Genomic DNA, 24735 nt, shown 5'->3' with positions numbered 1-24735 from the left:
ATGGCGGCGGCGGACCCCGGCGCCCCGCTCGCCCCGCCCAGGAAGCCGCTCAGCGCCCAGGCGCTGGACTGGGTGATCTGGGGCGGGGTGGCGGCGATCCTGCTCCTCAGCTTCCGGTCCGCCGAGGTGGAGAAGTTCGGCGCCCTGTTCGCCGGCTCGGACAACATGCAGCGCTTCGGCGCGGAGTTCATCCGGCCGAACTTCGGCCAGATCGGCGACTATGTCGCCAAGATGTGGCTGACCATCCAGATGGCGCTGTGGGGCACCTTCCTGGCCATCATCGTCGCCATTCCCATGGGGCTGGCCGGAGCCAAGAACGTGGCGCCCGCCTGGCTGCAGTTCCCGGTGCGCCGGGTGCTGGACGTGCTGCGCGCCGTGCCCGACCTGGTGGTCGGATCGATCTTCGTCGCCGCCGTGGGTCTGGGACCGTTCGCCGGGGTGATGGCCATCGCCGTCAACACCGGGGGGGTGCTCGGCAAGCTGTTCGCCGAGGCCGTGGAGTCCATCGAGCGCGGGCCGGTCGAGGGGGTGCGCGCCACGGGCGCCACGCCCCTGCACGAGATCGTCTGGGCGGTGATCCCCCAGGTCGCCCCGCTGTGGACCTCCTACGCGCTCTACCGCTTCGAATCCTCGGCCCGCTCGGCCACCGTGCTGGGCCTGATCGGCGCCGGCGGCATCGGCCAGGCGATGTTCGATTCCATCAACAGCTATTCCTTCGACCAGACCAGCGCGATCGTCATCGTCATCGCTGTGGCGGTGTCGGGCATCGATCTGTTGTCCCAGGTTATCCGTGGCCGGCTGCTGTAGGGAATTTGCCGGAGGAGTGGTAACCCCTCACCCTCCCATGGCTGCGCCATGGGCCCCTCCCTCTCCCTATGGGAGAGGTGTTTCTCCAGCCTAATCAGCGAATTAATCTCGTGAAGCGACCGTCCTTCACCTCTCCCACAGGGAGAGGGAGGGGCCCGCGCCCGATCAGGGCGTGGGAAGGTGAGGGGTTACGCCTTTGCCGGCATGCCTACAGCTCCGGCTCGACCGGACGGGGGCGGCGCAGCCGGGCGAGGCGGCGCAGGCGGCGCCAGAAGCGGCTCTTCTCAGGCTCGGGATAGGGCTGCAGCAGGCGCTGGAATTCCTCGGCGCAGGCGCGCCAGGAGAACTGGGTAGCATAGGCCCGGGTGCGCTCGCGGCTGACGTTCAGGGCCTCGATGCAGGCTTCCTTCAGCCCGTCCGTCTGGCCGGGGGCCAGCACGCCGGCCCCGGAGTTGGGGATGATGTCGATCGGCCCGGGCGCGGAGAAGGCGGCCACCGGGGTGCCGGAGCTCATCGCCTCCAGCATCACCAGGCCGAAGGTGTCGGTCAGCGAGGGGAAGACGAACACGTCGGCGCCGGCGAAATAGGCCGCCAGCTCCTCGCCCTGCTTCATGCCGGCGAACACCACTTCGGGGTACTTGGCCATCAGCTCCTCGCGCTGCGGCCCGTCGCCGACCACCACCTTGGTCCCCGGCAGGTCCAGGCAGGTGAAGGCCTCGATGTTCTTCTCCACGGCCACGCGGCCGACGTTCAGGAAGATCGGTCGCGGCAGGTCCTTGTAGACGTCCGGATGGCCCCGCTTGTCGGGGTTGAACATCACCGTGTCGACGCCCTTGGACCAGAAGCTGAGATTGCGGAAGCCGTGCCGCTCCAGCTCCTCGCGCATGGTGGGGGTGGCGACCATCAGCCGCCCGGACGGCTTGTGGAACCACTTCATGTAGGCATAGCCCGCCGCCAGCGGCACCGGCACCCGGGCCGAGACGTATTCCGGAAAGCGGGTGTGGTAGCTGGTGGTGAACGGCAGCTTCCACTCCAGGCAGATGCGCCGCGCGGCCAGGCCCAGCGGGCCTTCGGTGGCGATGTGGATCGCCTCCGGCTCGAACGACTTGAAGCGCTGCTGCACCTTCTCGTAGGCGCCCACCGCCAGCTTGATCTCCGGATAGGTGGGCATCGGGAAGGTGGGGAACTGGTCGGGGCTGATCACCTCGACCTGGTCGCCCAGCTCGCGCAATTCCGCGACCACCCGGGTAAGGGTGCGCACGACGCCGTTGACCTGGGGTTCCCAGGCGTCCGTAACCAAAAGAATCCGCATCAAGCCAGCGAGGGTTCCGGGCTCTCGATCTCCACGCCGGACACCCGGCGAGCGCGGTCGATCATGGACCAAGACCGCTGCTTCGCCCAATGCAGGATTTCCATCCTGCCGTCAAAATGTTCGACGAGGGCGGTGCAACTCTCCACCCAATCGCCGTCGTTGATATAGGTCACGCCCTCGATGTCGCGCATCTCGGCCTTGTGGATGTGGCCGCAGATCACCCCGTCCACGCCGCGCCGCCGGGCCTCGGCGGCCACCGCCGATTCGAAGTCCTCGATGAACTGCAGGGCGTTCTTGACCTTGACCTTCAGGAAGGCCGACAGGCTCCAGTAGCCGAACCCCAGCCGCCGCCGTACCCGGTTCACCAGGGTGTTGAGCATCAGGATCGTGCGGTAGGCCCAGTCGCCGACGAACGCCAGCCAGGGGGCGTACTGCACCACGCCGTCGAACTCGTCGCCGTGCATCACCAGGTAGCGGCGCCCGTCGGCGGCCTGGTGGATCATGTCGCGGGCGACGATCACCCCGCCGAAGTGCACGCCGCAGAAGTCGCGGATGCGGTCGTCGTGGTTGCCGGGGACATAGATCACCTCGACGCCCTTGCGGGCCAGGCGCAGCACCTTCTGCACCACGTCATTGTGCGCCTGCGGCCAGTGCCAGCCGCTGCGCAGCTTCCAGCCGTCGACGATGTCGCCGACCAGATACAGCCGGTCGCAGGCCACGTGACGGATGAAATCCAGCAGCAGTTCGGCCTGGCAACCCCGGGTCCCCAGGTGCACGTCCGAGATGAATACGGTGCGATAGCGGGCGGACGCATCCTCTGCGGCCATGTCCACGCACTCCCCAGCCCCTATCTGCCTGGGGGTTAAGCTGATTGCTTGTCGGTTTTATGAAATCTCGTGCGACCCGCGCTGCGACGCAACGTAACGTATCGCTCCATGTTGCGCTGCGATAAGCAGTCGCTATTTGACACCTTAGCCATGACCCTCGCTTACCGACCTTCCAAGGACACGCCGAAATCCCGGCGAACCCGTGAACGCATCCTCGACTCCGCCATGCGGTTGTTCGCCGAGATCGGCTATCACGCGGCCACCAATGGCGCGATCGCCGACGCCGCGGGGCTGACCCGCGGGGCGATGCTGTACCACTTCCCCAGCCGCGAGGACCTGGTCGAGGCGGCGGTCGAGCACATCCAGAGCCATCGCCTGCGGCTGCTGGACAACGCCGCCCAGGATCCGCCCCCCGGCGCCGACGCCACCACCCACGCCATCGAGGCCTATTGGCGGATGCTGTCGGAGACCCCGTTCGTGGCCTTCGCCGAACTGCAGGCCGTGGCCCGCACCGACCTGATGGTGCGCGAGCGCATCGCCGAAGCGGAAGACGCGTTCGACCGGGCCCAGGTCGGCGACGGCTTTTCGGCGCTCGCCTCGGCCGGCTCCGGCGGCCGCTTCCAGGCCAGCCGCGACCTCGCCCGCTTCCTGCTGGAGGGCCTGTCCCGCGCCAGCCTGGCCTACGATTCCGAGACCCGCTCCTCGAACCTGCTGAACGTGGTCGAGCGCGCCGTGCGCATGCTGAACCGCAAGGAAGTGGTGCACGACCTCTGGCAGGACTGACGGGGGGCTTGGCGGACACGCCTGAACCCCTCACCTTCCCAAGCTCAGCGCTGTCGCGCTGACCTCGGGCCCCTCCCTCTCCCTGTGGGAGAGGTGATTTTTCCAGTGTGCTCAGGGGGTTAAAGCATCCGACTTCACCTCTCCCAAAGGGAGAGGGAGGGGCCCGCGTGGCTTGCGCGAGCAAGCTGCGTGGGAGGGTGAGGGGTTCAGGCCTCACCCCAGCAACTCCTCCGGACGGTCGATGATCAGGTCGGCCCCGGCGTTCGCCAGTTCGTCCCGGTCGCCATAGCCCCACAGCACGCCGATCGAGGCGACGCCGTTGTGGCGGGCCGCCAGGATGTCGTGCTCGCGGTCGCCGATCATGCAGGCCTGACCCGGATCGATGCCCTCGGCGGCCAGCAGGTGGGCCATCAGCTCGGCCTTGTGCTCCAGCCGCCCGTCCAGCCCCGGCCCGTAGACGGCGTGCAGCAGGTCGTCGAAGCCGAAGTGCGCCACCACCTTTTCGGCGAAGGGCTGGGCCTTGGCCGTGCACAGGATCAGCCGGTCGCCGGCCGCGCGCCTGCGGGTCAGGGTCTCGCGCATGCCGGGATAGGGCGTCGCCCGGGTCAGGCCCCAGGCGGCGTAGCGTTCGCGGTAGTGGGCGACGGCGGCCTCGACGTCGGCCGGGTCGGTCCTGCCGCCGCGTTCCGCCAGCAGGCGGGCGAAGGAGATGCGGATCGATGGGCCGATCAGCCAGGTGAGGTCCTCGTCCGGCTCGGTGGCGACGCCCATCCGCTGCAGGGCGTAGCGGGCGCTGGCGACGATCCCCTCGGCGGGATCGACCAGGGTGCCATCGAGGTCGAGAAGCAGGATCTTTCGGTGTCTGACGGGCATGGGCCGGCATAGCGGAGGCCGTCCGTCGGCGGAAGGGGCGCGATCTAGGGCCGGCCGGGCAGGGGGTGGTCGGCGACACTCACCGCCGTCGACGGCGCGGGCGGCTCGGGCAACAGCCTCACGCCCTTCAGCCACAGCTTCAGCGCCTCCCAGTGGATCGCCGCCACCACGCCGAGCGTCATCAGCGGCCAGGCCAGCAGCGCGCGCGCCAGCATCCGGTCGGTCAGGGGGCGGCGGTCACCCCGGAAGACGGCGACGATCAGCGGCTGGCCAAGCGCGTCGCGACCCTGGATCGCCGTGCTCAGCCGCCCGTCCCGCTGGGCGATGCGGAAGGCGTAGCGCATCTCCATCGGCATGAATGGCGAGACATGCAGGGCCTTGGCGCAGCTCTGGCGCAGGTCGAGGTCCGCCGGCGTCGCGGCGTCTGCGCTCACCGGGATCAGATAGCTGTGCCGCTGGCCGAAGGTGTTGTTCACCTCGTACAGCATCGCCGCGACGGTCCCGTCGGCGCGGCGGCAAAAGAAGATGCTGATCGGGTTGAACACGTGACCCAGCATCCGCGGCATGGCCAGCATGGCGATGCGGCCGCCTGGCCCCAGCGCGATTCCGGCCTCCGCCAGCAGGGTCTCCACATAGGCCTTCAGCCCGGTGGGCCGCCCGTCGCCGTGGTCGCGCTCCCAGACGCTCAGGGCCGCCGGCCGGTTCCAGCCGAACAAAGCGAGGCGCCCGCCCAGCTGCGGCCCCTCGTCCAGGTCGATCAGCAGCTGGAACAGGCGATAGCGCAACCGGTGGCGGCGCGGCGCCAGGCGCAGGTGCGTCACCTCGCCGGCATAGAGGGCGCTGGGCGCAGGCCCGCTCAAGCCACCCGCTCCAGCGGCGGCGCAGCCTCCGGCGGCAGGTGGATGCGTCCGGACTCGCGCTCGACCGCCCAGGGCCGCCGTGCGCCGCCCAGGGCCTCGGCCACGGCGAGACCCGACTGCAGGCCGTCCTCATGGAAGCCGGCGCCGAACCAGGCGCCGCACCACCACACTCCGCCCCGCCCCTGCAGCGACCACAGGTGCTTCTGCGCGCGCATGGCGGCGGCGTCGAACAGCGGGTGCTCGTAGACCTCGGTGCGGATCACCCTGACCGGATCGGGGGCGCGGGCGGGATTGAGGGTGACGAACAGCGGGTGCTCCGCCGGCAGACCCTGCAGGCGGTTCATCCAGTAGGTGACGCACAGTTCGCGGTCGCCGCCCGGCCGGGTCTGCCCGACGTAGTTCCAGGCCGACCAGGTGCGCCGCCGGCGCGGCATCAGCGCCGGGTCGGTGTGCAACACCGCCAGGTTGCGGGTGTAGGCGAAGGCGCCCACCCGGGCGCGCTCCTCGGCGTCCGGCGCTTCGAGCAGGGCCAGGCCCTGGTCGGCGTGGGTGGCGATCACCACCTGGTCGAAGCGCTCCAGCCGGCCGCTGGCCATGCGCAGCCAGACGCCCTCCGGCCCGCGCCGGACGGCCTTGACGGCGTCGCCGAGCTGCAGCGCGCCGCGCGGGCTTTCGCCGATCGCGGCCGTCAGCCGGCGAACGTATTCGCGCGAACCGCCGTCGACCGTTCGCCAGACGGGCCGGTTCAGGATCTGCAGCAGACCGTGGTTCTCGCAGAAGCGGATGAACGCCGCCGCGGGCAGATCGCGCACTGCGCCCACCGAGGCCGACCAGATCGCCGCCGCCTGCGGCAGCAGGTGATCGTCCTGGAAGGCGCGGCCATAGCCCTCCTCGCCCAGGTAGTCGCCCAGGCTGGTCATCCGGCTGTCGAGGGCGCAGGCCTGCCCCGGCGCCTCGCGGTAGAACCGCACAAGGTCGCCCAGCATCGACCAGAACCGCGGCCGCACCAGGTTCCGCCACTGGGCGAACAGGGCGAACACGTCGTTGCCGCCGTACTCCAGCCGTCCGTCGTCCAGCGAGACCGCGAACGACATGTCCGACAGCTTGGTCGGCGCGCCGATGTGATCGAACATCGCCGTCAGGTTCGGATAGTTGGCTTCGTTGTAGACGATGAAGCCCATGTCCACCGGGATCGGCGCGCCGCCGGCCCGCCCAGGCGCCTCCACCGTGTGGCTGTGGCCACCCGCGCGCGCGGCCTGTTCGAACAGGGTCACGCTGCCGATCCGAGACGCCGGGGCCTGGCACAGCAGCCACGCCGCCGAGAGCCCGGCAATGCCGGCGCCGATGACCGCGACGCTTTGCGGCGCTTGCGGCGGGCCGGGCGTCGGGGCGGCTGGGGTCACGGGAGTCTCCACGGTCTGCGCACGGCGCTGGCCATATCGTGTACGGAAGTCGCGCGCGTCCGGATCACCTGTGCCAGAATCGCCGACGCGACTACCGCGACGGCCGGGAGGGGCGGGTGATCCGGCGGCGTCGTTCAGGCGTAAGAGGGGCATGGATGCGATCGTTCACGACCAGGCGGGATGGGATGGCGCGCGGCGACGCTGGCGCCCGCTCGCCTCGTCTGCCTCGCGCCCGTCCCGGCCGCGAGGCAGGAGCCCCGGATTCGGCATGAGCGTTGCTCCCGAACCGGCCGCGCCCGATGACCCGAAGCGCCTGTCCGGCCTGATCGTCGCCGTCGCGGCAAACGCCGACCGGGACGCCTTCGCCATCCTGTTCGACCATTTCGCACCGCGGGTGAAGAGCTACATGCTGCGTCTGGGCGCCGCGCCGGAGGCCGCCGAGGAGCTGGCGCAGGAGACGATGCTCACCGTCTGGCGCAAGGCGGGCGCCTTCGATCCGACGCGGGCGGCGGCCTCGACGTGGATCTTCACCATCGCCCGCAACCGCCGCATCGACGCGCTTCGCCGCATCCGCCCCGATCTGCCGGCCGATCCGGCCGAGGCGCCGGACATGCCGGCCGCGCCCGACGCCGTGCTCGCCGCCGGCCAGGACGAGGCGCGCGTGCGGGCCGCGCTGGCCACGCTCAGCGCCGAGCAGGCCGAGGTCGTGCGCCTGTCGTTCTTCTCCGACCGCCCCCACGCCGAGATCGCCGAGGCGCTGGGCCTGCCGCTCGGCACCGTGAAGTCGCGCCTGCGGCTGGCGATGGGCCGGCTGCGCGCCATTCTGGGGGAGCGCTGAGATGGCCGTCTCCACCCGTCACCATCCCGCCGACGCCAGCCTGGTGGCCTACGCCGCCGGGACGATCGAGCCGGGCCGCGCCCTGGTGCTGGCCGCCCACATCGCCGCCTGTCCGGACTGCCGGCGCACCCTCGGCCTGGCCGAGGCCGTCGGCGGAGCGCTGCTCTCGGGGCTGGAGCCGACGCCGATGGCGCCCGGCGCCCGCGAGGCGCTGATGGCGCGCCTCGATGACCCCGAGCCGGCGCCCGCGCCACACAGCCCGCCGCAACGCCCCGACTGGATCGCGGTGCCGGCCCAGGTGCTGGAGGCGGCGCGCCGGCGCAAGCGCTGGGCCGCCCCCGGCGTCTGGGTCGCCTCCATCGCCAAGGGACCTGGGCGGCGATCCAGCTACCTGTTGCGGGTCGGCGCCGGCATGGCCATGCCGCGGCACACCCACACCGGCGTCGAGACCATCCTGGTGCTGAAGGGCGCCTACGAGGATCGCGGGCAGGTCTATGGCCCGGGCGACCTGGCCGAGAACGACGAGACCGTCGACCACCGGCCCCAGGTGACCGCCGAGGGCGAGTGCGTCTGCCTGGTGTTCGCCGATGCGCCGCTGCGACCGCTCGACTGGGTCGGGCGCCTGTTCCAGCCCTTTGTCGGCATCTGAGCCGGCCCCGCCTCAAGGAGGTCGCATGAGCCTCGCCCAAGTCGCCATCCACGCCGCCGAACGCGCGTCCCTGCCCGACGCGGTCACCCGCCTGGGCGTGGGCTGGCTGGTCGGCCGCACCCGCCGGCAGATGGCCATCGCCCCGAAGATCGACGACGAGGCGGTGTTCGCCGCCGACATGGCGGCCCATCCGATCGCCGAGAATACCCAGGCCGCCAACGACCAGCACTACGAGCTGCCGGCCAGTTTCTTCCGCGCGGTGCTGGGGCCCAGGCTGAAGTACTCCAGCGCGCTCTACGCCGGCGCCGACGACACCCTCGCCGAGGCGGAAGTCCGCGCCCTCGCCGAGACCTGCGCCCACGCCGACCTGGCCGACGGCCAGCGGATCCTGGAGCTGGGCTGCGGCTGGGGCTCGCTGACCCTGTGGATGGCCGAGCGCTATCCCGGCGCCACGATCACCGCGGTCTCCAACGCCCACTCGCAGCGCCGCGAGATCGAGGCCATGGCTCGCGAGCGCGGACTGACGAACGTGCAGGTGATCACCGCCGACATGAACGACTTCCGCCCGGACCTGGCCGGCGGCGGCTTCGACCGCATCGTCTCGGTGGAGATGTTCGAGCACATGGCCAACTGGCGGGACCTGCTGCAGCGGGCGCGCGGCTGGCTGGCCCCCGAGGGCCGGCTGTTCCTGCACGTCTTCACCCATGCGAGCCGGCCGTACCGCTTCGACGCCGGCGACGCCGACGACTGGATCGGCCAGCATTTCTTCACCGGCGGGATCATGCCCAGCCATGGCCTGATCCGCCGCTTCGCCGACCTGTTCGAGGTAGAGGCGGAATGGCGCTGGAGCGGCGAGCACTATCGCCGCACGGCCGAGGCCTGGCTGGCCAACATGGATCGCAATGCCCGCGCCGTGGACGCCGCCCTGGCGGGGGCCTACGGCCCGGACGCCGCCCTCTGGAAGCGTCGCTGGCGGCTGTTCTTCCTGGCCACGGCCGGTCTGTTCGGGGATTCGCAGGGCCAGGTCTGGGGCGTCAGCCACTACCGGCTGAAGGCGGCCGGATGATCCGCGCCCTGGCCGTGCTCGCCGCCGCCTGGCTGGGAACCGCCGTGGTGTTCCTGGCCCTGGACGCGGCCTGGCTGACGACCACCAACGCCGCGCTCTACCGCCCGGCGCTGGCGCCGCTGCTCGCCCCGGCTGTGCGGCCGGTCCCCGCCGTGCTGTTCTATCTGATCTACCTGACGGGGCTGGTGATCTTCGCCGTGCGGCCTGCGCTGGCGGACGTCGCCGGGTGGGCCGGAGCGGCCCGCCGCGGGGCCCTGTTCGGTCTGGTCGCCTACGCCACCTATGACCTGACCAACCAGGCGACCCTGGCGGTCTGGCCCACCCGGATCACCCTGGCGGACCTGGCGTGGGGCGCCCTGGTCAGCGCGACGGCGGCGGCGTCCGGGGCCCTTGCTGGGCGCACTATGGGGCGTCGCCCCCTCCGTTGACGCGCGCGTCCTGCGGCGCGTCACGCTCTGGCGACGGCGCGGTCGCAGGGGCCAGCTCCACCCCGAGCAGCCGCACGTACTGCTGGCCGCCGTGCATGTCTCGTTCCAGCTCGCCGCCCTGGGGCGTGGGCCGGGGATACGAGAGCTTCAGCACGCACAGCTCAGGAACCTCGAAACGCCGGACCATGCCGGCGGGCGCGCCGAACAGGCGGCCGATCGCGTCCTCGCGCAGCGCCGACGCGCCGACCCAGGCGTCGAACGTCGCCCGGTCATGGAAGAACAGGTCCAGCGTGATCCAGAAGGGGCCGGCGTTCTTGGAGCGCACGTGGCGGCAGACGTCGCGGATCTCAGGCATCGGTGCTCTCCGGTTCGGCGTGGCGGATGCGGACCAGCTCAAGGGGGTGTTCGACCCGCACGACGTGGTTCAGGCGGAAGTCGAACACTTGGCCGCGCTCGATCTCGGCCGGCGAGAATGGGAAGGCGTAGCTGGGCAGCTCGATGCCGGCGTCGAGCGGCAGGTGGAAGAAGAACGGGTTGCAGGTCTTGGCGATGCGGGTGGCCAGTTCCTGGGTGGCGGCCGTGGCGACGAACAGCAGGCCCACCTCGCGCGGTGGCGGCTCGGGCGGGCCGATCACCGCGCCGGACACGGCGTTCCAGCCGTAGGCGCGCAGCGAGATGGAGAACGCCCCGGCCTCCTCGCCGACCGCCTGGCGCACGCGCGCCTCCAGCGCCGACTGCATCTGCTCCAGGAAACGGTCCATCTCGGCCAGAACATCGGGATCCTGGATGCCCACCAGCATCAGGGTCTGGAAGCCGCTGCCGGACGCGCCCTCCAGCTTCATGCTGTAGGGCGCCGGCTCGAAGCGCGACCCGGTGACCTGCACCACCCGCTCGTCGACCGCGTGGTAGACCGCGCCGCGCACGTCCAGCACGCCGCCGGGCTCGGCCAGGCGCCCGGGGTCGCTGTTCTCGTACAGCATGTGCGCCGACACGGTCTGTGGCGTGCAGGCATTGCGGGCCGACAGCGGTTCGATCTCGAAGGCGTCGGCGCCGACGCGGATCAGCACGCCGCCGTCGCGTGGATTGACGGTGCACTGGCCACCGCATTCGGCGACCTTGCCGGCGTGCCAGGCCGGCCCTGCGCCCGCCCCCCGCAGCAGCGGCAGGGCGGCGATGACGGCGGTGTCTGTGGTGCGACCGCCCAGCACGATGTCCGCGCCGGCCTGCAGGGCTGCCATATAGGGCTCGGGCCCCATCAGCGCGACGATGCGCTCGCAGGCGGCGAACAGGCCGGGCTCGGCGCCGGTCATCGGCGCCAGGGGCAGGATGCGCCCCTCGCCGATCCGCGACTCCAGCACCGCAGCGTCCTGTTGCGAGAACAGCCGGGCGATGCGCGGCGCAAGGCCGTCCTCGCGAGCGATCTCGCAGGCGATGTCGTAGGTCCAGTCCAGGGCCGCGTCGCATCCGGATGTGCCGCAGGATCCGATCAGCAGGGGGATCCCCGCCTCCGCCTGGGCGCGCATCAGGATCCTGAGGTCGTGCTTGACCGCATCGCGCGAATACTTCGAGCGGCCGGTCGCCAGATAGGCGGGGCCGCTGTCGGTGGAGCCCGCATCGCAGGCGATGGCGTGGGCTCCGGCGGCGATGCCCGCGGCGACGTCGCGCGCCCGCACGCCCGTGCCCAAGGCGCCCACCGGGACCACAACGTTGACGGTGTCCTGCAGGCGTTCGGTCATGCGGCGGCTCCAGCTTTGCTGGGCGAGGCGGACAGCGCTCTGGGCGCGGTCTGGATGGCCTGCCAGGACATGCGACCTCCGGGACGGGGACAAGACCAGCCGCCCAATGGCTCCCACGGTCGACCATCGTCAATCTTGATAAAGATTGTTAGGTTGGCGTCATGCCCGACGACGACTATCTAAGCGCCCCGGCGGCGGCGGCCCTGTTGGGGGTCAGTCTCAACACCTTCTACGTCTACGTCGGCCGCCACGGCATCCGCTCGCAACCGGTCGCGGGCAGCCGCGAGCGACTCTACTGGCGCCAGGATCTCCTGCGGCTGCGCACCCGGCGGGCGGCGCGGCAGGATCGCGCCGCAGAGGCGGGCGCCGCACGGCCGCCCCGTGGGGAGTTGCGGCGCGAGAGCGCCCTGACCCTGATCACCGAGCAGGGTCCCTTCTATCGCGGGCAAAGCGCTCTTGAACTGGCCGAAGCCGGGGCAACCCTGGAGGATGTCGCCGGCATTCTCTGGGACGCCGACGCCGCACGCGTGTTCGCGACGCCGGCGCCGGACGCGCCGCCACAGCTGGCGGCCATGAGCGCGCTGCTGCAGGGCCTGCCCTGGCCCGATCGCGCGGCCCTGGCCCTGCCGCTGCTGGAGCTCGCCAATCCGCGCGCCTTCGACCTGACCGCGCCGGGCATGGCCCGCACCGGCGGCGCTGTCATCCGCTGGCTGGCGGCGATCCTGACGGGCGACAGCGCGCCCGCCGCCGGGCCCGTGCATCGCCACGTCGCCGACCGGCTGGGGCTCGGGGCGGCGAATGCCGACCTGCTGCGGCGGCTGCTGGTGCTGTCCGCCGACCACGGCTTCGAGCCCGCGGCCTACGCCGTCCGCGCCGTGGCCGCCAACGGGGTCACCCCGTGGCGCGCGGTGATGACCGGCCTGCTGGTCAGCGTCGGCCGGCGCAGCTCGCTCAGCCGGCACGAGGCGGCCGGCCGGCTGCTGACCGAGGCGCTCGACGGGCCGGACGCCACCGCGCCACTGCTCCGCTGTCTTCGGGACGGGGAGGTGATCCCCGGCTTCGAGCCTGGGGTCTACGGCCCTGCGGACCCGCGCGCCGAGGCGCTGTTGTCGGCCCTGGCGGCGGTTGCGGCGGACGAGCGGGACTATCGCCGCTTCCTGGCGCTGATCGAGGCGGTGCGCGAGGCGCGAAGCCAGGGCCCCAGCCTGCTGATCGTCAACCAGTTCCTGGGCCGCCGGCTGGGGCTGGGTCCTGCGCGGTGGTTGTTTCCCCTGGCCCGGGCGGTCGGCTGGATCGCCCACGCCATCGAGCAGACGGCGCAGGGCGAGGCGGAGCACCGCGAGGGGCTCTACCTGGGGCCGCTGCCGAAGGTCTCGTCCAGGATGCGCTCGATGCCCGCCTGATCGCGTGCGTCGAACGCCCCCGGCTCGGTGGCGTCGACGTCGAACACGGCGATGAGTTCGCCGTCGCGGCCGAACACCGGGGTGACGATTTCGCTGCGCGAGCGGCTGTCGCAGGCAATGTGGCCGGGAAAGGCCTCGACGTCGGCGACCAGGATGGTGCGCCGCTCGGCCGCCGCCGCGCCGCATACCCCGCGGCCGAAGGCGATCCGCAGGCACCCCAGGGTGCCCTGGTAGGGACCGACCACCAGCTCGCGGTCCCTGGCCGGGTCGACCACATAGAATCCGGTCCAGAAATAGTGCGCGAAGCTGGACGCCAGCATCGAGGACACCGTGGCCATGCGCGCCGTCAGGTTCGGCTCGCCGGCCAGCACGGCGGCGATCTCATCGGCCACCTCGGCATAGCGCGCCGCGCGATCGTCCGTCAGGACCCTGCTGTTGAAGCTCTCCGCCATCGGCTCCCTATAGCTTGCCCTGGCCTCTGCGCCAAAACGTCGCCGGGCGGGCAAACGCGGGCGCCTGTTCCGACAATGCGGGTATGTGGCATTGCACAAATGTACAAGCCGCAATATGCTGCAATGCAACATGATCCGGCGTCCGACGTCGCGCTGAAGCGCCCGTCCTCCGGCAACACAGGGAGCCCCCCGGTGAAGACCTACAGCGTCGAACTGCGCCATGCGGTTTCCAAGCGCAAGATCAATGCCTTGCCCAACAACCGCCTGTCGCCGCTGAAGAAGCGGCTGCCGACCGACGCCGACGCGATCGCCTGGGCCCAGGGAGAACTGCTGGATTTCGCCCGTCGCCGCTCCGGGCCTTTCTACCAGTACGTCGAGGCGGCGGTGATCGAGCTTCTGGCGTTCGGCGTCACCGTCGACGGCAAGGACTACCGCCGCGTCGGCCGCTGGGTGTGCAATGCGGAAGGCCTTACCTGGCGCGAATCGCCCGCCGCAGTGGCCAGCGTGGACGCCTGACGGCCTGATCCAGGCTAAGGGGTTCTACGTAGTCGCGCCCCTCGGTCATTCTTCGTAAACAGACTCAGAAATATTCGATTGCCAATGGGCAGATCGAATGAGTTGTTCCATGTATTCAAAGGGTGCGTCTCCTCGACGCACCTTTTTGAGTAACATCGGATAACTTTGGTATTCGTGAGGTTTGCCCCTGCTTTGCGAGCGTGAAGGGCAAGCGACGGATGAGCATCGATCAAAACGAGACAGGCGCTCTGGACGAGCGACTGGCGTTCATGCGTCTGGACGCAGCCTCCAGCGAGCGGCTGAAGTCCGTGCGCCGCGAGCTTCTCGACCGGCTGCCCGGCGCGCTCGACAGCTTCTACGACCAGGTTCGCGCCCACCCCCAGACCCGCGCCTTCTTCGGTTCCGAGGGCGAGATCCAGGGGGCCAAGGCGCGCCAGCAGTCGCACTGGGACGCCCTGGCCAACGGCCGCTTCGACGCCGGCTATCTGCGCGCGGTCACCAAGGTGGGCGAGATCCACGCCCGCATCGGCCTCGAGCCGCGCTGGTACATCGGCGGCTACGCCCTGGTGCTGGAACAGCTGGTGGATGCGGTGCTCAAGGCGCACTGGCCCAAGCGTGGGTTCGGCGCCGGGCGCGCCGACAAGGACGCCGCGGACCGGGCTTCGGCCGCCATCGGCGCCGTGGTCAAGGCCACGCTGCTGGACATGGACCTGGCCATCTCGGTCTACCTCGAGGCCTCGGAACGCGCCCGAAAGGCCGTCGAGGACGAGGCGCGCCGCACCAACGAGGCGGTGATCGCCGCCATCGGGCCGGCCCTTTCGGCCCTCGCCGCGGGTGATCTGACCCGGCGGATCGGCGACGAGATGCCGCCCGCCTACGCTCAGCTGGCCAGCGACTTCAACGATGCGATCGAGAAGGTGAGCGACGCCATCGTGCAGGTCGGCGCCAGCTCCGACCGCATCAATGCCGGGGCCGAGGAGATCTCAAGCGCCTCGGACGACCTCTCCCGGCGCACCGAACAACAGGCCGCCAGCCTGGAGCAGACCGCCGCCGCCCTGGACGAGATCACCGCCACCGTGCGGCGGGCGGCCGAGGGCGCTACGGACGCCAAGAAGACCGTGGCCGACGCCAAGACCGTGGCGCAGACGTCCGGCGACGTGGTGTCCCGCGCCGTGGCGGCGATGAGCCAGATCGAGGCGTCGTCCCGGCAGATCGGCCAGATCATCGGCGTGATCGACGAGATCGCCTTCCAGACCAACCTTCTGGCGCTGAACGCCGGCGTCGAGGCCGCCCGGGCCGGCGAGGCGGGCCGCGGCTTCGCCGTGGTGGCCTCCGAGGTGCGGGCCCTGGCCCAGCGCTCCGCCGAGGCGGCCAAGGAGATCAAGACCCTGATCTCGGCGTCGACCAGTCAGGTCGCCGGCGGCGTCTCGCTGGTCAACGAGACCGGCGAAGCCCTGTCGGACATCATCGCCCGGATCTCGGGCGTCGACGGGCTGGTCGGCGAGATCACCGCCTCGTCGCTCGAGCAGTCGTCCGGACTGGGCGAGGTCAACACCGCCGTCAACCAGATGGATCAGATCACCCAGCAGAACGCCGCCATGGTCGAGCAGTCCACGGCCGCCGCGCACTCCCTGAAACAGGAGATCGCCGAGCTGAACCGGCTGGTGCGGACCTTCAACACCGGCCGCGCCAAGGCGGCCTCCCGCGGAGCGGTCACCCCTTCGCCGGCCCGCGACCTGCGCCGCAGGGTCGCGGCAAGCTTCGCCGCCGCCCCCTCGGCGCGCGCCGACGACGGCTGGGAAGAGTTCTGATCGCGGCGGGGCCGGCTGTCCGTGGTAGGCCCGGCTGGACTCGAACCAGCAACCAGACCGTTATGAGCGGCCGGCTCTAACCATTGAGCTACGGGCCCCCTGATCCAGGGATGCGGGCGGGGTAGCATGGTCGCCGCGCGGCTTAAAGCTCCCGTTCAGGTTGGGACCGTCAGGGTCGCGCGATCAGCCATGGCCGCCTTCCCCCCGTTCTTCGTGTAGAAGGGGCGGCCCCAAGGAGCAAAGAAACCGATGAAGTCTCTCCTGCGCGCCTGCGCCGTCCCCGCCCTGTCGATCGCGCTGCTGTCGAGCGCCGCGCTGACCGCCGCGCCGTCCGTGGCGTTCGCGGAGGCGGACCCGGCCTTCGCCGCCACGACGCTCAGCCTGTCGGCCTACGGCGAGGCCCGCGCCGACCCGGACATGGCCACCATCACCCTGGGCGTGGAGAACACCGGGCCGACGGCCGCCGACGCCATGCAGGCCAACGCCGCCCAGATGAACCGGGTGGTGGCCGCCCTGAAGAAGGCCGGGCTGGAGCCGCGCGACCTGCAGACTTCCAACCTCAGCCTCAATCCGCAGTACGTCTACGAGCAGAACCAGCCGCCGAAGCTGACCGGCTACCAGGCCTCCAACCAGGTGACGGTCACCGTGCGCGACCTTGGCCGGCTGGGCGCGGTGGTCGACGCGGTGGTCGCGGCCGGCGCCACCAACGTCAGCAACATCAGCTTCGGCCTGTCCAACCCGGTTTCCGCCGAGAACACGGCCCGCATCGCCGCGGTGAAGGCGCTGCAGGACAAGGCGTCGCTCTACGCCAACGCCACCGGCTATCGCATCAGTCGCCTGGTGAACCTCAGCGAGGGCGGCGGGACGTCCATCGAACCGCCGCGGCCGAAGGTGTTCGCCATGGCCGCGCGCGCCGACGCCGCCACGCCCGTGGAGACTGGCCAGGTGAAGGTCCGCGTCGACATCACCGGCCTGTTCGAGATGAGCCACTGAGCCGACGGGCCTGAGCTCCTCACCGTCCCAAGCTCAGCGCCGCCGCGCCGAGCTTGGGCCCCTCCCTCTCCCGGGGGAGAGGGGAAAGAAGCCGCTGCCAGTGAGCCCAGTCCGGCGGATCGGACAGGAGCGTTTCCTCTCCCACAGGGAGAGGAAGGGGCCCGCGTGGCTTGCGTCAGCAAGGCGCGTGGGAAGGCGAGGGGCTCCGCACGCCTTACAGGTCGGCGTTGGCGAAGGCCTCGTCGAGGCGGGCGGACATCTCCATGCCCGGCAGGGCGCGCTGGCCCTCCATCATCGCCGAATAGACCAGCTGCCGGCCATGGGCGCTCTTGGCCACGCCCTCGGCCCAGCCGACGCTGCGATCGCCGGCGTCGTCGGAGTTGCAGCTCTTGAAGCGCCCCGTCGGGGTGGCCAGGGCCAGGGCCTGCTCAGCCGACAGGGTTCCCGGGCGGTCGCAGGCCGGCAGGCCGCGCACGCAGTTGAAGCCCTCGCCGTAGCGGTAGACCACCTTGCGGTCGCTGGCGCGGGCGATCAGCACACAGGTGGTGGGATCGCCGATCGAGCGGCCGATGGCGGCGTCCAGGGCGTCGGCCGGGAGCTTGTCGCCGCCGCCGAGGGCTATGCCGCCCCCCGAAGCGCCGCCGCCCTTGGAACAGGCCGCCAGCATCGGGGCCAGCGCCAGCCCCAGGCCAAGCGCCGTGGCGGCGATGCGGCGCATGCGCCTCAGGCCGCCTTCTTGATGGCGTTGCCCTCGCCCAGCAGGACGACGTTGGGATTGTAGTTGCGCGCCTCTTCGGCGGGCAGCTGGCAGTAGGCGACGATGATCACCTTGTCGCCCGGCTGCACCAGGCGCGCGGCCGCGCCGTTGACCCCGATCACCTTCGAGCCGCGCGGCGCCTCGATGGCGTAGGTGGTGAAGCGCGCGCCGGTGGTGATGTTCAGCACGTCCACCTGCTCGTTGGCCAGGATGTCGGACGCGTCCAGCAGGTCGCGGTCGATGGCGATGGAGCCTTCATAGTCCATGTCGGCCTGGGTCACCGTGGCGCGGTGCAGCTTGGCCTTGAGCATGGTCAGCAGCATGGACGTCAAACCTTTCGCGGGTCGTCCCCTCCGTCGCAAAGGCCCGGTGCCCAAGAGGGCGCCCCTGCGAAGGCGTCGGCGCATATAGCCCTGCCGCGGGCGCCGTTCAATCTCACCCGGCGAGAGGGGCGACGTAAGGTCGCCGTCAGGGCCCGCGGTCGCCGCGCTTGCGCTTGCCGACCGGCGGCTTGGGCAGCTTGGCGAACAGGGCGTCGCGGGTCAGATAGCCCAGGCGCCTGTCGTCGAGCTGGTCGAACCGGCGGTCGGTGGCCGTCATCCATTCGGCGAGGGTCACCTTGCCGTCGACGTTCAGGTCGGCGCCGGCGACCGGCTCGGGCTCGTTGATCAGCGCCGTGTGGCCGCGCGGCCCGCGCTCGCCGCCGCCCGCGCCGTCCCGCCCTCGCCGGCCGTCGCCTCCGCCGCCATCAGGGCCGCCACGCCGACGGCCGCCATGGCCGCCGCGGTCCTGATCGTCATCGTCGTCGCGCGGCGGAGGGCCGAAGGCGCGCAGCTCGGTCTCGGCGATCAGTTCGGGCGCGATCTTGTGCTCGTAGGCATTGATCTCGAAGCCGTCGATGGCGCCGTCACCATTGGTGTCCACGATCTTGAAGAAGGCCGCCGCGTCGGCGCGGAACTCGGCGCGGTCGATCCGGCCGTCGTGGTTGGCGTCGACCCGGGCGAACCAGACGTCGAACGGCTCGCCGCCGTCGCGAACCGGGCGGAACGGCTCGCCGGAGGGGCTGATGAACATCCGGGGGCGCGGCCGGGGCTGGCCGTCGGGGCCGAGGCTTTCCGGAGGGGCTCCGCCGTGGTCGCCGTGCGCGACAGGCCGATCGGACGGAGCGCCTCCTGGCGGCGGGCCAGGCTGGGCGAGAGCCAGGGCCGGCGCGGCCAGCAGAACGGCGAGGGTCGGCAGGGGCCGCGACATGGGGCAGGTGTCTTTCGAACCAGGGTCGGCAAGCTTAGCGGCTGCTGCGGCCAAAATCCGTCGCCGATGTTGCGCCAGCATGACCGAGGCCGACAAAGCCGGTCGTCAGCGGGCCCTCACAGGGAAAATCCGCCGAGCCAGGTCTGCCAGATCGTCACCGCCAGCCAGTGCAACGCCACCGCCGGCCACAGCGATCCCGTGCGCCAGCGGATCAGGCCGCATCCCAGGCCCAGGATCGCCGCGCAGGTCAGGAAATCCCAGCGCAGGAAGGCCGCGCGCGCCGCCGGCAGGAAGGTCAGCACCTCCACCACGTGCCAGGCGGTGAACACCAGGGTCACCGGGATCAGCGCCGTCCAGGGACTCGCCGCCTCGTCGCGGCCGGGGATCATCAGACCTCGAAACGGCGCCTCTTCGCCCAGGCCCGGCGCAATCAGAACGCCGACCAGGCGTCCACCCAGGCCGGCCGTCAAGGTCGGGTGCAGGGTGTAGTAGCCCGTGGAGAAGCCCACGGCCGCCATCCCGGCCAGGGTCGCGGCGCTGACGCCGGCCGCGTAACCCCAGCCCGGCAGGTCGGGCAGGGTCGTCAAAGACACCATCAGCCGTCGCGGCGCGCCGCTGAGCCACGCCGCAAAGCCGCCCGCCGCCATGCCCTCGCCTCCATGCCTGCCGGGTTCCCTTGTAGCGCCGCCTTGCCGGTGGCGGGAGACCGCCGGTTGTGGGAGGAAGGGCGCGCCCCTTCGCGCCGGAGCCCGCCTTGCGCCGCAGACCCCTGCGCCTCCCCATGGTCTTCCTGGCGATGCTGCTGGCGGCGGCCGGTCTCGCCGTCGCCGCGGCGGAGCGCTTCGCGCCGCCGCAGGACGTCCCCTGGAAGCCGCTTTCTCTCGACCAGCCGGTGGGCCTCTTCACCCGCTACAAGCTGCAGAGGCTGAGTCCGGGCGCCTGCGCGGCCGTGCTGGCGGCCGGCGGGGTCCGCTTCACCCCGGTCCCGGACCGGGCTGACGGCGCCTGCCGGCTGCGTGACGTCGGGCGGGTTGAGGACGCCGGGGCCCTGGCGCCGTTCAGCCCGTCCCGGCCACTGATGAGCTGCCGTCAGGCCCTGGCCTACGCCGTCTGGGAGCGGCAGGTGGTTCAGCCGGCGGCGCGGCGGGATCTGCGCGCGGGCCTGGTCGGCGTAAGGCATCTGGGAACCTACGCCTGCCGAAACATCCGCCACGACGCCGTGAACCTGTCGCAGCACGCCGCCGCCAACGCCATCGACGTGGCCGGCTTTCGCCTGGCCGACGGCCACGAGGTGACGGTGCTGGCGGATTATCGCCGGCCGGGTCCGGAGGGGCGATTCCTGCGCGACGTCCGCGCCGGCGCCTGCAAGGTGTTCGGCCACACCCTGGGGCCCGACTTCAACGCCGACCACCGCGACCACCTGCACCTCGACATGGGGCGCGCCTGGAACGACCCCGGCCTCGGCCTGACCGGGTTCTGTTCCTGAATTGGGCGGCCGCCGCCGCTTGACGCGGCGTCCGCCCCGCCTACAACTGCGCCACAATCAAACGGATGTTTAAAGGGAACGCGCTATGGAGCTCTTCGACCTCAGCGGCAAGGTCGCCATCATCACCGGGTCCTCCCGCGGCATCGGCAAAGCCATCGCCGAGCGGTTCGCCGAGCACGGCGCCAAGGTGACGATCTCCTCGCGCAAGGCCGGGCCCTGCGAAGAGGTGGCCGCCGAGATCAATGCCAAGCATCCGGGCGCGGCCATCGCCGTGCCGGCCAACATCTCGTCCAAGGACGACCTGCAGCGGCTGGTGGACGAGACCCGCAAGGCGTTTGGCAAGGTCGACATCTGCGTCTGCAACGCCGCCTCCAACCCGTATTACGGGCCGATGAGCGGCATCACCGACGACGCCTTCCGCAAGATCCTCGACAACAACATCATCTCCAACCACTGGCTGATCCAGATGGTCGCGCCGGAGATGGCCGAGCGGAAGGACGGGGCGATCATCATCGTCTCGTCGATCGGCGGCCTGCGCGGCAATGCGGTGATCGGGGCCTACAACATCTCCAAGGCGGCCGATTTCCAGCTGGCGCGGAACCTGGCGCACGAGCTGTCGCCGCACAACATCCGGGTCAACTGCATCGCCCCCGGGCTGGTGAAGACCGATTTCGCCCGCGCCCTGTGGGACACCCCGGAGGCCGAGAAGCGCTCCAGCTCGGGCACGCCGCTGCGGCGCCTGGGCGAGCCGGACGACATCGCCGGGGCCGCCGTCTACCTGGCGTCCAAGGCGGGGTCGTGGATGACCGGCCAGGCCATGGTGGTCGATGGCGGCTCTACGATCTAGCGAGTCAGGTCTGAACCAGATCACGCCGTCCGGCGCCAGCCGGACGGCGTTGCTGTACGCGCCGGTCAGTGGCTGCCCTGCGCCATGGCCATGCCGTGGTTGGGCGTGGCCAGCTCGGCCCGCTGGTCGGCGGTGAGCTGGGCCAGCGCCTGGCGGCGCACGGAAGCGGCGCAGGCGTCACGGGCGGCCAGGTCGGCGCGGGAATAGCCGGCGCACAGCGCGCGCGCCGCAGAGGCCAGCCGGTCGTTGAAGGCATGCGCCCCGTCGGCCTGCGAGACATCGCCCACGCGGATACGCAGGTCTTCGGCGCCGGCATGCGTCGCCCAAAGCAGCGACGTCACGGCGAGGGCGACGATCGTCAGGGTCCGGCCAATATTGGATGTGTCGCGCATTTCATCTCTCCCAGATGTCATTTCATGTCGGCCCCGAGCCTCTACAGGTTACTTGAGACAGTTGTGCGAAACACATGAACTAATATCCATGACGTTAGGCGGACTTATTTATTACTGTTAATCTGTTAGCGGCGCTGCCGGAGCGCCTGCGTGTTGGCGCAGTGGCGACATTTGATGGCGTTATGACGATGGCGCGCCAACCCCAGAGGGAGCATCATGGCGTGATCGTCATGAACCCAGCCCGGAGGCCATAATGGCCGCCACCCTCCGTCACTTCGCCATCGCCGCCAGCGACCTTGACCGCGCCCGGAACTTCTGGGGCGGCGCCTTCGGCTGGACCTTCGAGCCCTGGGGGCCACCGGACTTCCTGCAGATCCTCGGCGCCGGCCTGGGCGGCGCCCTGCACGGTCGTCACGAGCTGGCGCCGGGGCTCGCCGCACCGGACATCGACCTGACCTTCGGCGTCGACGACCTGGCCGGGACGCTGGCGGCCATCACCGCCGCCGGCGGCAGGACGGCGGCGACACCCTTCGTCATCGACGGAGTCGGGTCCGGCGCCTGGTTCGTCGATCCGGAGGGCAATCTCGGCAAGGTGATGGCCTATGCGGCGGCGCATGTCGCCGCGCCGCAGCCGGGCAAGGGCGCGGTCCGCCACTTCGCCATCAATGCCGATGACGTGGGCCGCGCGCGCGGCTTCTACCAGGCCGCCTTCGACTGGATCTTCACACCCTGGGGGCCGCCGGGCTTCTACCAGGTCAGGAACGCCGGCGACGGGCTGCTCGGCGCCCTGCAGGGGCGGCGCGAGGTGGAGGCGGGCACGGCGATGCCCGGCTACGAGGTCACGGTCGGCGTCGACGACCTGGGCGCGAGCCTCGCCGCGATCGAGGCGCGCGGCGGAAGACTGCTGATGAAGCCTTTCCACATCGAGGGGGTGGGCCGCCTGGCCTTCTTCGCCGACCCGGAAGGCGTGATCGCGGGGGCGATGCAGTACGATCCCGGGGTCTGGGAGGCGGTGTGACCGCGACGGCCCGCATCGCCCCGCCGCCGCTGTCGGACGACGACGGCTTCTGCGTCCGGTCGCTGGCCGCCACCTATCCGCATGGCTCGGGCGAGCCGCCGCACCGGCACGCGTGGGGCCAGCTGGTCTATGGCGTGTCCGGCGTGATCCGCGTCGCCCTGGACCGCGCCGCCTGGATCGCCCCGCCCACCCGCGCCATCTGGGTGCCGCCCGGCGTCACCCACGCCCTGTCGATGAAGGGGCAGGTGGCCATGCGCACCCTGTACATCGCCCCGGGCTGGGCCGCGCCGTTGCCGGCCGAGGCGGCGGTGCTGGAGGTCGAACCGCTGCTGCGCGAGGTGGTGCTGCACGTGCTCAGGCTTGGCATGCTGGCCCCTGAGCAGCCCGAGCAGGCGCGACTGGCCGGCTTCCTGATCGACCGACTGGCGGCGGCCCGGCCGCAGGATCTGGGCCTGCCGCTGCCCGCCGACCGCCGGGCCCGTGCGCTCTGCGAGCGGATCCAGGCGTCGCCCGACGACCGGCGCGGACTGCCGGCGCTGGCGCGCGAAGCCGGCGCCTCGCTGCGCACGCTGCAGCGGGTGTTCCCGGCGGAGACCGGCCTGTCGCTGGACGGCTGGCGGCAGAAGGCGCGGCTGATCCACGGCATGGCCATCCTGTCTGCCGGGACCAGCGTCACCAGCGCCGCCCTCGACTGCGGCTACGACAGCGTCAGCGCCTTCATCGCCGCCTTCCGCCGGCAGTTCGGCGTCACGCCGGGCCGGGTGGGGTAGGGGCTTGGATGGAGAGGGCGGAGGCCCCTCACCCTCCCAAGCTCAGCGCTGCCGCGCTGACCTCGGGCCCCTCCCTCTCCCTATGGGAGAGGTGATTTTCCCGGCATGATCAGAGAGATGGCTTTCAGCGAGCGTCCCTCTCCTCCACCTCTCCCGTAGGGAGAGGGAGGGGCCTACGTGGCTTGCGAGAGCAAGGCGCGTGGGAAGGTAAGGGGTTCCGTCCTCGCGACCTGGGGCTTCACCCCCGATTATGCGCCCGGATCGACAGGTCCCGCGCCTTGGCCAGCCTCAGCACGGCCTCGTCCAGGGTCGCATCGGCCTTGGAGAAGCACAGCCGCAGGATGCTGGTGACCGGCTCGCGCTCGTAGAAGGCCGAGACCGGGATCGCCGTCACGCCGGCCTCGCGCACCGAGCGGTAGGCGAAGGCCAGATCGTCCTCCAGCACGCCCGAGCCCGGAAGATCCACGGTCAGGAAATAGGTGCCGGCGCTGGGCAGGACGGCGAACCCCTCGCGGCGCAGGCCTTCCGTCAGGCGGTCGCGGGACGCGGCGAGGTCGCGGGGCATCTCGTCCAGCCAGCCGGCGCAGTGCTCCAGGCCCCAGGCGACGGCCGCCTGCAGGTTCGGCGCCGTGGTGAAGGTCAGGAACTGGTGCGCCTTGGCCAGAACCTCGGTCAGCGGCGGCGCGGCGCACAGGAAGCCCACCTTCCAGCCGGTGAGGGCGAACATCTTGCCGGCCGAGCCGATCTTCACCGTCCGCCCGCGCATGCCGGGGAAGGCGATCAGCGGGCGATGCACGGCGCCGGCGAACACCACATGCTCCCAGACCTCGTCGCACACCGCGATCAGGTCATGCGCAACGCAGACCCCGGCCAGCACCGCCAGGTCGTCCTCGCCATAGACCACGCCGGTGGGATTCAGCGGGTTGTTGAGCACGATCATCCGCGTGCGCGGCGTGATCAGCGCCTCCAGCATCGTCCGGTCCCAGCGCCACGCCGGCGGGGCCAGCCGGGCCAGGACGGGCACGCCGCCCGCCCGGCGGATCACCGGGGCGTAGCTGTCGTACATCGGCTGGAACAGGATCGCCTCGTCGCCCGGCTCCAGCAGCGCCAGGAAGCTCGCCGCCAACGCCTCGGTGGCGCCGGAGGTGACGGTGATCTCGCTGGCCCAGTCGAAGTCCAGCCTCTGGGCGCGGGCGTAGTGCGCCGCCACCGCCTGGCGCAGCGGGGCGATCCCCGGCATCGGCGGATACTGGTTGTCGCCGTTCAGCGTCTCGTCCGCCGCCTTCTGGCGGATCGCCAGCGGGCCGGGGGCGTCGGGAAATCCCTGACCGAGATTGATCGCCCCGTGCTCGCGCGCCAGGCCGGACATGATCGAGAAGATGGTGGTCGGCAGGGCGGCGTAGATCGGGTTGGCCATGATGGCGAAATGACCTTTGTCGACTTTGGGCGGCTTGCGG

Annotated in this window: 28 protein-coding genes and 1 tRNA gene; 14 read left to right on the top strand and 15 right to left on the bottom strand. The window is 71.0% G+C overall.

The annotated features are described in order from the left end of the window. Positions 1–807: a phosphonate ABC transporter, permease protein PhnE gene (phnE, locus tag ACO2Q3_RS25990; protein WP_423312066.1), complete on the top strand. Its 807-nt coding sequence runs from the start codon at positions 1–3 to the stop codon at positions 805–807. A gap of 208 nt (positions 808–1015) precedes the next feature. On the opposite strand, the gene ACO2Q3_RS25985 is transcribed toward phnE, so the two are convergent. Together ACO2Q3_RS25985 and ACO2Q3_RS25980 are read right to left on the bottom strand one after the other, a co-directional pair. Beyond that, positions 1016–2119, bottom strand: a complete 1104-nt coding sequence (locus ACO2Q3_RS25985) for a glycosyltransferase family 4 protein (RefSeq protein WP_423312064.1) — start codon at positions 2117–2119, stop codon at positions 1016–1018. Next, positions 2119–2946 carry a UDP-2,3-diacylglucosamine diphosphatase gene (locus ACO2Q3_RS25980; RefSeq protein ID WP_423312062.1) on the bottom strand — a complete coding sequence of 276 codons (828 nt, stop codon included), beginning with the start codon at positions 2944–2946 and terminating at the stop codon, positions 2119–2121. The genes ACO2Q3_RS25985 and ACO2Q3_RS25980 overlap by 1 nt, the downstream gene beginning before the upstream one ends. Before the next feature lie 150 nt (positions 2947–3096). Between ACO2Q3_RS25980 and ACO2Q3_RS25975 the strand changes: the two genes are divergently transcribed. Beyond that, complete coding sequence (locus ACO2Q3_RS25975) at positions 3097–3729, top strand: TetR/AcrR family transcriptional regulator (RefSeq protein ID WP_423312060.1); 633 nt, start codon at positions 3097–3099, stop codon at positions 3727–3729. A gap of 213 nt (positions 3730–3942) precedes the next feature. Here the strand turns inward: ACO2Q3_RS25975 and ACO2Q3_RS25970 are convergent, their stop codons facing one another. Genes ACO2Q3_RS25970 through ACO2Q3_RS25960 form a run of 3 tightly spaced genes read right to left on the bottom strand, consistent with a single transcriptional unit; the run spans position 3943 to position 6865 of the window. After that, positions 3943–4602: an HAD hydrolase-like protein gene (locus ACO2Q3_RS25970; RefSeq protein ID WP_423312058.1), complete on the bottom strand. Its 660-nt coding sequence runs from the start codon at positions 4600–4602 to the stop codon at positions 3943–3945. Positions 4603–4646: 44 nt separating this feature from the next. Then, positions 4647–5462, bottom strand: a complete 816-nt coding sequence (locus ACO2Q3_RS25965) for a DUF1365 domain-containing protein (protein ID WP_423312056.1) — start codon at positions 5460–5462, stop codon at positions 4647–4649. Beyond that, positions 5459–6865: an NAD(P)/FAD-dependent oxidoreductase gene (locus tag ACO2Q3_RS25960; RefSeq protein ID WP_423312054.1), complete on the bottom strand. Its 1407-nt coding sequence runs from the start codon at positions 6863–6865 to the stop codon at positions 5459–5461. Before ACO2Q3_RS25960 ends, ACO2Q3_RS25965 begins: the two co-directional genes overlap by 4 nt. 268 nt (positions 6866–7133) lie before the next feature. Here ACO2Q3_RS25960 and ACO2Q3_RS25955 point away from each other — a divergent pair, with 268 nt between their 5' ends. The 4 genes from ACO2Q3_RS25955 to ACO2Q3_RS25940 are packed head-to-tail and all read left to right on the top strand — an operon-like array spanning position 7134 to position 9846. Beyond that, positions 7134–7703 (top strand): sigma-70 family RNA polymerase sigma factor, encoded by a 570-nt coding sequence (locus tag ACO2Q3_RS25955; RefSeq protein WP_423312052.1) that lies wholly within the window; start codon positions 7134–7136, stop codon positions 7701–7703. Between the two features lies 1 nt (position 7704). Next, positions 7705–8352 (top strand): ChrR family anti-sigma-E factor, encoded by a 648-nt coding sequence (locus ACO2Q3_RS25950; RefSeq protein WP_423312050.1) that lies wholly within the window; start codon positions 7705–7707, stop codon positions 8350–8352. 25 nt (positions 8353–8377) lie between these two features. Beyond that, the gene (locus ACO2Q3_RS25945; RefSeq protein ID WP_423312048.1) at positions 8378–9418 is read left to right on the top strand and encodes an SAM-dependent methyltransferase; all 1041 of its coding nucleotides are present in this window, start codon (positions 8378–8380) and stop codon (positions 9416–9418) included. Beyond that, positions 9415–9846: a DUF2177 family protein gene (locus ACO2Q3_RS25940; RefSeq protein ID WP_423312046.1), complete on the top strand. Its 432-nt coding sequence runs from the start codon at positions 9415–9417 to the stop codon at positions 9844–9846. The genes ACO2Q3_RS25945 and ACO2Q3_RS25940 overlap by 4 nt, the downstream gene beginning before the upstream one ends. Here the strand turns inward: ACO2Q3_RS25940 and ACO2Q3_RS25935 are convergent. Both ACO2Q3_RS25935 and ACO2Q3_RS25930 read right to left on the bottom strand, forming a co-directional pair. Further along, positions 9821–10201, bottom strand: a complete 381-nt coding sequence (locus ACO2Q3_RS25935; protein WP_423312044.1) for a DUF4387 domain-containing protein — start codon at positions 10199–10201, stop codon at positions 9821–9823. The genes ACO2Q3_RS25940 and ACO2Q3_RS25935 overlap by 26 nt on opposite strands. Continuing rightward, entirely contained in the window at positions 10194–11582 is a 1389-nt protein-coding gene (locus ACO2Q3_RS25930; RefSeq protein ID WP_423312042.1) for an acyclic terpene utilization AtuA family protein, read from the bottom strand. Before ACO2Q3_RS25930 ends, ACO2Q3_RS25935 begins: the two co-directional genes overlap by 8 nt. Before the next feature lie 161 nt (positions 11583–11743). Here ACO2Q3_RS25930 and ACO2Q3_RS25925 point away from each other — a divergent pair, with 161 nt between their 5' ends. Beyond that, entirely contained in the window at positions 11744–12985 is a 1242-nt protein-coding gene (locus ACO2Q3_RS25925) for a citrate/2-methylcitrate synthase (protein WP_423312040.1), read from the top strand. Here the strand turns inward: ACO2Q3_RS25925 and ACO2Q3_RS25920 are convergent. Next, the gene (locus ACO2Q3_RS25920; RefSeq protein WP_423312038.1) at positions 12931–13437 is read right to left on the bottom strand and encodes a GAF domain-containing protein; all 507 of its coding nucleotides are present in this window, start codon (positions 13435–13437) and stop codon (positions 12931–12933) included. The two genes, ACO2Q3_RS25925 and ACO2Q3_RS25920, sit on opposite strands and share 55 nt — an antisense overlap. A 192-nt stretch (positions 13438–13629) precedes the next feature. On the opposite strand from ACO2Q3_RS25920, the gene ACO2Q3_RS25915 reads away from it, so the two are divergent. Together ACO2Q3_RS25915 and ACO2Q3_RS25910 are read left to right on the top strand one after the other, a co-directional pair. Continuing rightward, complete coding sequence (locus ACO2Q3_RS25915; protein WP_423312036.1) at positions 13630–13953, top strand: hypothetical protein; 324 nt, start codon at positions 13630–13632, stop codon at positions 13951–13953. Between the two features lie 218 nt (positions 13954–14171). Then, positions 14172–15764: a methyl-accepting chemotaxis protein gene (locus ACO2Q3_RS25910; protein ID WP_423312034.1), complete on the top strand. Its 1593-nt coding sequence runs from the start codon at positions 14172–14174 to the stop codon at positions 15762–15764. 22 nt (positions 15765–15786) lie between these two features. On the opposite strand, the gene ACO2Q3_RS25905 is transcribed toward ACO2Q3_RS25910, so the two are convergent. Further along, positions 15787–15862 (bottom strand) — tRNA-Ile (locus tag ACO2Q3_RS25905). A 151-nt stretch (positions 15863–16013) separates the two neighbouring features. Here ACO2Q3_RS25905 and ACO2Q3_RS25900 point away from each other — a divergent pair. After that, complete coding sequence (locus tag ACO2Q3_RS25900) at positions 16014–16757, top strand: SIMPL domain-containing protein (protein WP_423312032.1); 744 nt, start codon at positions 16014–16016, stop codon at positions 16755–16757. Positions 16758–16971: 214 nt separating this feature from the next. Here the strand turns inward: ACO2Q3_RS25900 and ACO2Q3_RS25895 are convergent, their stop codons facing one another. The 4 genes from ACO2Q3_RS25895 to ACO2Q3_RS25880 all read right to left on the bottom strand — a co-directional run bounded on the left by ACO2Q3_RS25895 (position 16972) and on the right by ACO2Q3_RS25880 (position 19412). Then, entirely contained in the window at positions 16972–17475 is a 504-nt protein-coding gene (locus ACO2Q3_RS25895; protein WP_423312030.1) for a hypothetical protein, read from the bottom strand. 5 nt (positions 17476–17480) lie between these two features. Next, positions 17481–17837, bottom strand: a complete 357-nt coding sequence (gene panD / locus ACO2Q3_RS25890; protein ID WP_423312028.1) for an aspartate 1-decarboxylase — start codon at positions 17835–17837, stop codon at positions 17481–17483. A gap of 145 nt (positions 17838–17982) precedes the next feature. Beyond that, complete coding sequence (locus ACO2Q3_RS25885) at positions 17983–18765, bottom strand: hypothetical protein (protein ID WP_423312026.1); 783 nt, start codon at positions 18763–18765, stop codon at positions 17983–17985. 116 nt (positions 18766–18881) lie between these two features. Next, positions 18882–19412 (bottom strand): type II CAAX prenyl endopeptidase Rce1 family protein, encoded by a 531-nt coding sequence (locus ACO2Q3_RS25880; RefSeq protein ID WP_423312024.1) that lies wholly within the window; start codon positions 19410–19412, stop codon positions 18882–18884. Between the two features lie 107 nt (positions 19413–19519). On the opposite strand from ACO2Q3_RS25880, the gene ACO2Q3_RS25875 reads away from it, so the two are divergent. After that, entirely contained in the window at positions 19520–20251 is a 732-nt protein-coding gene (locus ACO2Q3_RS25875) for an extensin family protein (protein ID WP_423312022.1), read from the top strand. Between the two features lie 85 nt (positions 20252–20336). After that, positions 20337–21098, top strand: a complete 762-nt coding sequence (locus ACO2Q3_RS25870; protein ID WP_423312020.1) for an SDR family oxidoreductase — start codon at positions 20337–20339, stop codon at positions 21096–21098. Between the two features lie 65 nt (positions 21099–21163). Here ACO2Q3_RS25870 and ACO2Q3_RS25865 read toward each other — a convergent pair whose 3' ends face one another. Continuing rightward, positions 21164–21490 carry a UrcA family protein gene (locus tag ACO2Q3_RS25865; RefSeq protein WP_423312018.1) on the bottom strand — a complete coding sequence of 109 codons (327 nt, stop codon included), beginning with the start codon at positions 21488–21490 and terminating at the stop codon, positions 21164–21166. A gap of 253 nt (positions 21491–21743) precedes the next feature. Here ACO2Q3_RS25865 and ACO2Q3_RS25860 point away from each other — a divergent pair, with 253 nt between their 5' ends. Both ACO2Q3_RS25860 and ACO2Q3_RS25855 read left to right on the top strand, forming a co-directional pair. Next, positions 21744–22508, top strand: coding sequence for a VOC family protein (locus ACO2Q3_RS25860; RefSeq protein ID WP_423312017.1), 765 nt, complete (start codon positions 21744–21746; stop codon positions 22506–22508). Further along, the gene (locus ACO2Q3_RS25855; protein WP_423312015.1) at positions 22505–23278 is read left to right on the top strand and encodes an AraC family transcriptional regulator; all 774 of its coding nucleotides are present in this window, start codon (positions 22505–22507) and stop codon (positions 23276–23278) included. The genes ACO2Q3_RS25860 and ACO2Q3_RS25855 overlap by 4 nt, the downstream gene beginning before the upstream one ends. A gap of 238 nt (positions 23279–23516) precedes the next feature. Here ACO2Q3_RS25855 and ACO2Q3_RS25850 read toward each other — a convergent pair whose 3' ends face one another. After that, positions 23517–24695, bottom strand: a complete 1179-nt coding sequence (locus ACO2Q3_RS25850; protein WP_423312125.1) for an aminotransferase — start codon at positions 24693–24695, stop codon at positions 23517–23519. Between the last annotated feature and the right edge of the window lie 40 nt (positions 24696–24735).

Origin of the sequence: Caulobacter sp. KR2-114 (assembly GCF_049446115.1) — a bacterium.
GTDB lineage: Bacteria > Pseudomonadota > Alphaproteobacteria > Caulobacterales > Caulobacteraceae > Acaudatibacter.
This window is presented reverse-complemented; position numbering and strand designations above follow the sequence as displayed.

Bases quoted from the DNA above. Each gene is read 5' to 3' on its own strand.
- phnE (WP_423312066.1), top strand. From the start codon at position 1: ATGGCGGCGGCGGACCCCGGCGCCCCGCTCGCCCCGCCCAGGAAGCCG.
- ACO2Q3_RS25985 (WP_423312064.1), bottom strand. From the start codon at position 2,119: ATGCGGATTCTTTTGGTTACGGACGCCTGGGAACCCCAGGTCAACGGC.
- ACO2Q3_RS25980 (WP_423312062.1), bottom strand. From the start codon at position 2,946: ATGGCCGCAGAGGATGCGTCCGCCCGCTATCGCACCGTATTCATCTCG.
- ACO2Q3_RS25975 (WP_423312060.1), top strand. From the start codon at position 3,097: ATGACCCTCGCTTACCGACCTTCCAAGGACACGCCGAAATCCCGGCGA.
- ACO2Q3_RS25970 (WP_423312058.1), bottom strand. From the start codon at position 4,602: ATGCCCGTCAGACACCGAAAGATCCTGCTTCTCGACCTCGATGGCACC.
- ACO2Q3_RS25955 (WP_423312052.1), top strand. From the start codon at position 7,134: ATGAGCGTTGCTCCCGAACCGGCCGCGCCCGATGACCCGAAGCGCCTG.
- ACO2Q3_RS25950 (WP_423312050.1), top strand. From the start codon at position 7,705: ATGGCCGTCTCCACCCGTCACCATCCCGCCGACGCCAGCCTGGTGGCC.
- ACO2Q3_RS25945 (WP_423312048.1), top strand. From the start codon at position 8,378: ATGAGCCTCGCCCAAGTCGCCATCCACGCCGCCGAACGCGCGTCCCTG.
- ACO2Q3_RS25940 (WP_423312046.1), top strand. From the start codon at position 9,415: ATGATCCGCGCCCTGGCCGTGCTCGCCGCCGCCTGGCTGGGAACCGCC.
- ACO2Q3_RS25935 (WP_423312044.1), bottom strand. From the start codon at position 10,201: ATGCCTGAGATCCGCGACGTCTGCCGCCACGTGCGCTCCAAGAACGCC.
- ACO2Q3_RS25930 (WP_423312042.1), bottom strand. From the start codon at position 11,582: ATGACCGAACGCCTGCAGGACACCGTCAACGTTGTGGTCCCGGTGGGC.
- ACO2Q3_RS25925 (WP_423312040.1), top strand. From the start codon at position 11,744: ATGCCCGACGACGACTATCTAAGCGCCCCGGCGGCGGCGGCCCTGTTG.
- ACO2Q3_RS25920 (WP_423312038.1), bottom strand. From the start codon at position 13,437: ATGGCGGAGAGCTTCAACAGCAGGGTCCTGACGGACGATCGCGCGGCG.
- ACO2Q3_RS25910 (WP_423312034.1), top strand. From the start codon at position 14,172: ATGAGCATCGATCAAAACGAGACAGGCGCTCTGGACGAGCGACTGGCG.
- ACO2Q3_RS25900 (WP_423312032.1), top strand. From the start codon at position 16,014: ATGAAGTCTCTCCTGCGCGCCTGCGCCGTCCCCGCCCTGTCGATCGCG.
- ACO2Q3_RS25895 (WP_423312030.1), bottom strand. From the start codon at position 17,475: ATGCGCCGCATCGCCGCCACGGCGCTTGGCCTGGGGCTGGCGCTGGCC.
- panD (WP_423312028.1), bottom strand. From the start codon at position 17,837: ATGCTGCTGACCATGCTCAAGGCCAAGCTGCACCGCGCCACGGTGACC.
- ACO2Q3_RS25885 (WP_423312026.1), bottom strand. From the start codon at position 18,765: ATGTCGCGGCCCCTGCCGACCCTCGCCGTTCTGCTGGCCGCGCCGGCC.
- ACO2Q3_RS25880 (WP_423312024.1), bottom strand. From the start codon at position 19,412: ATGGCGGCGGGCGGCTTTGCGGCGTGGCTCAGCGGCGCGCCGCGACGG.
- ACO2Q3_RS25870 (WP_423312020.1), top strand. From the start codon at position 20,337: ATGGAGCTCTTCGACCTCAGCGGCAAGGTCGCCATCATCACCGGGTCC.
- ACO2Q3_RS25865 (WP_423312018.1), bottom strand. From the start codon at position 21,490: ATGCGCGACACATCCAATATTGGCCGGACCCTGACGATCGTCGCCCTC.
- ACO2Q3_RS25860 (WP_423312017.1), top strand. From the start codon at position 21,744: ATGGCCGCCACCCTCCGTCACTTCGCCATCGCCGCCAGCGACCTTGAC.
- ACO2Q3_RS25850 (WP_423312125.1), bottom strand. From the start codon at position 24,695: ATGGCCAACCCGATCTACGCCGCCCTGCCGACCACCATCTTCTCGATC.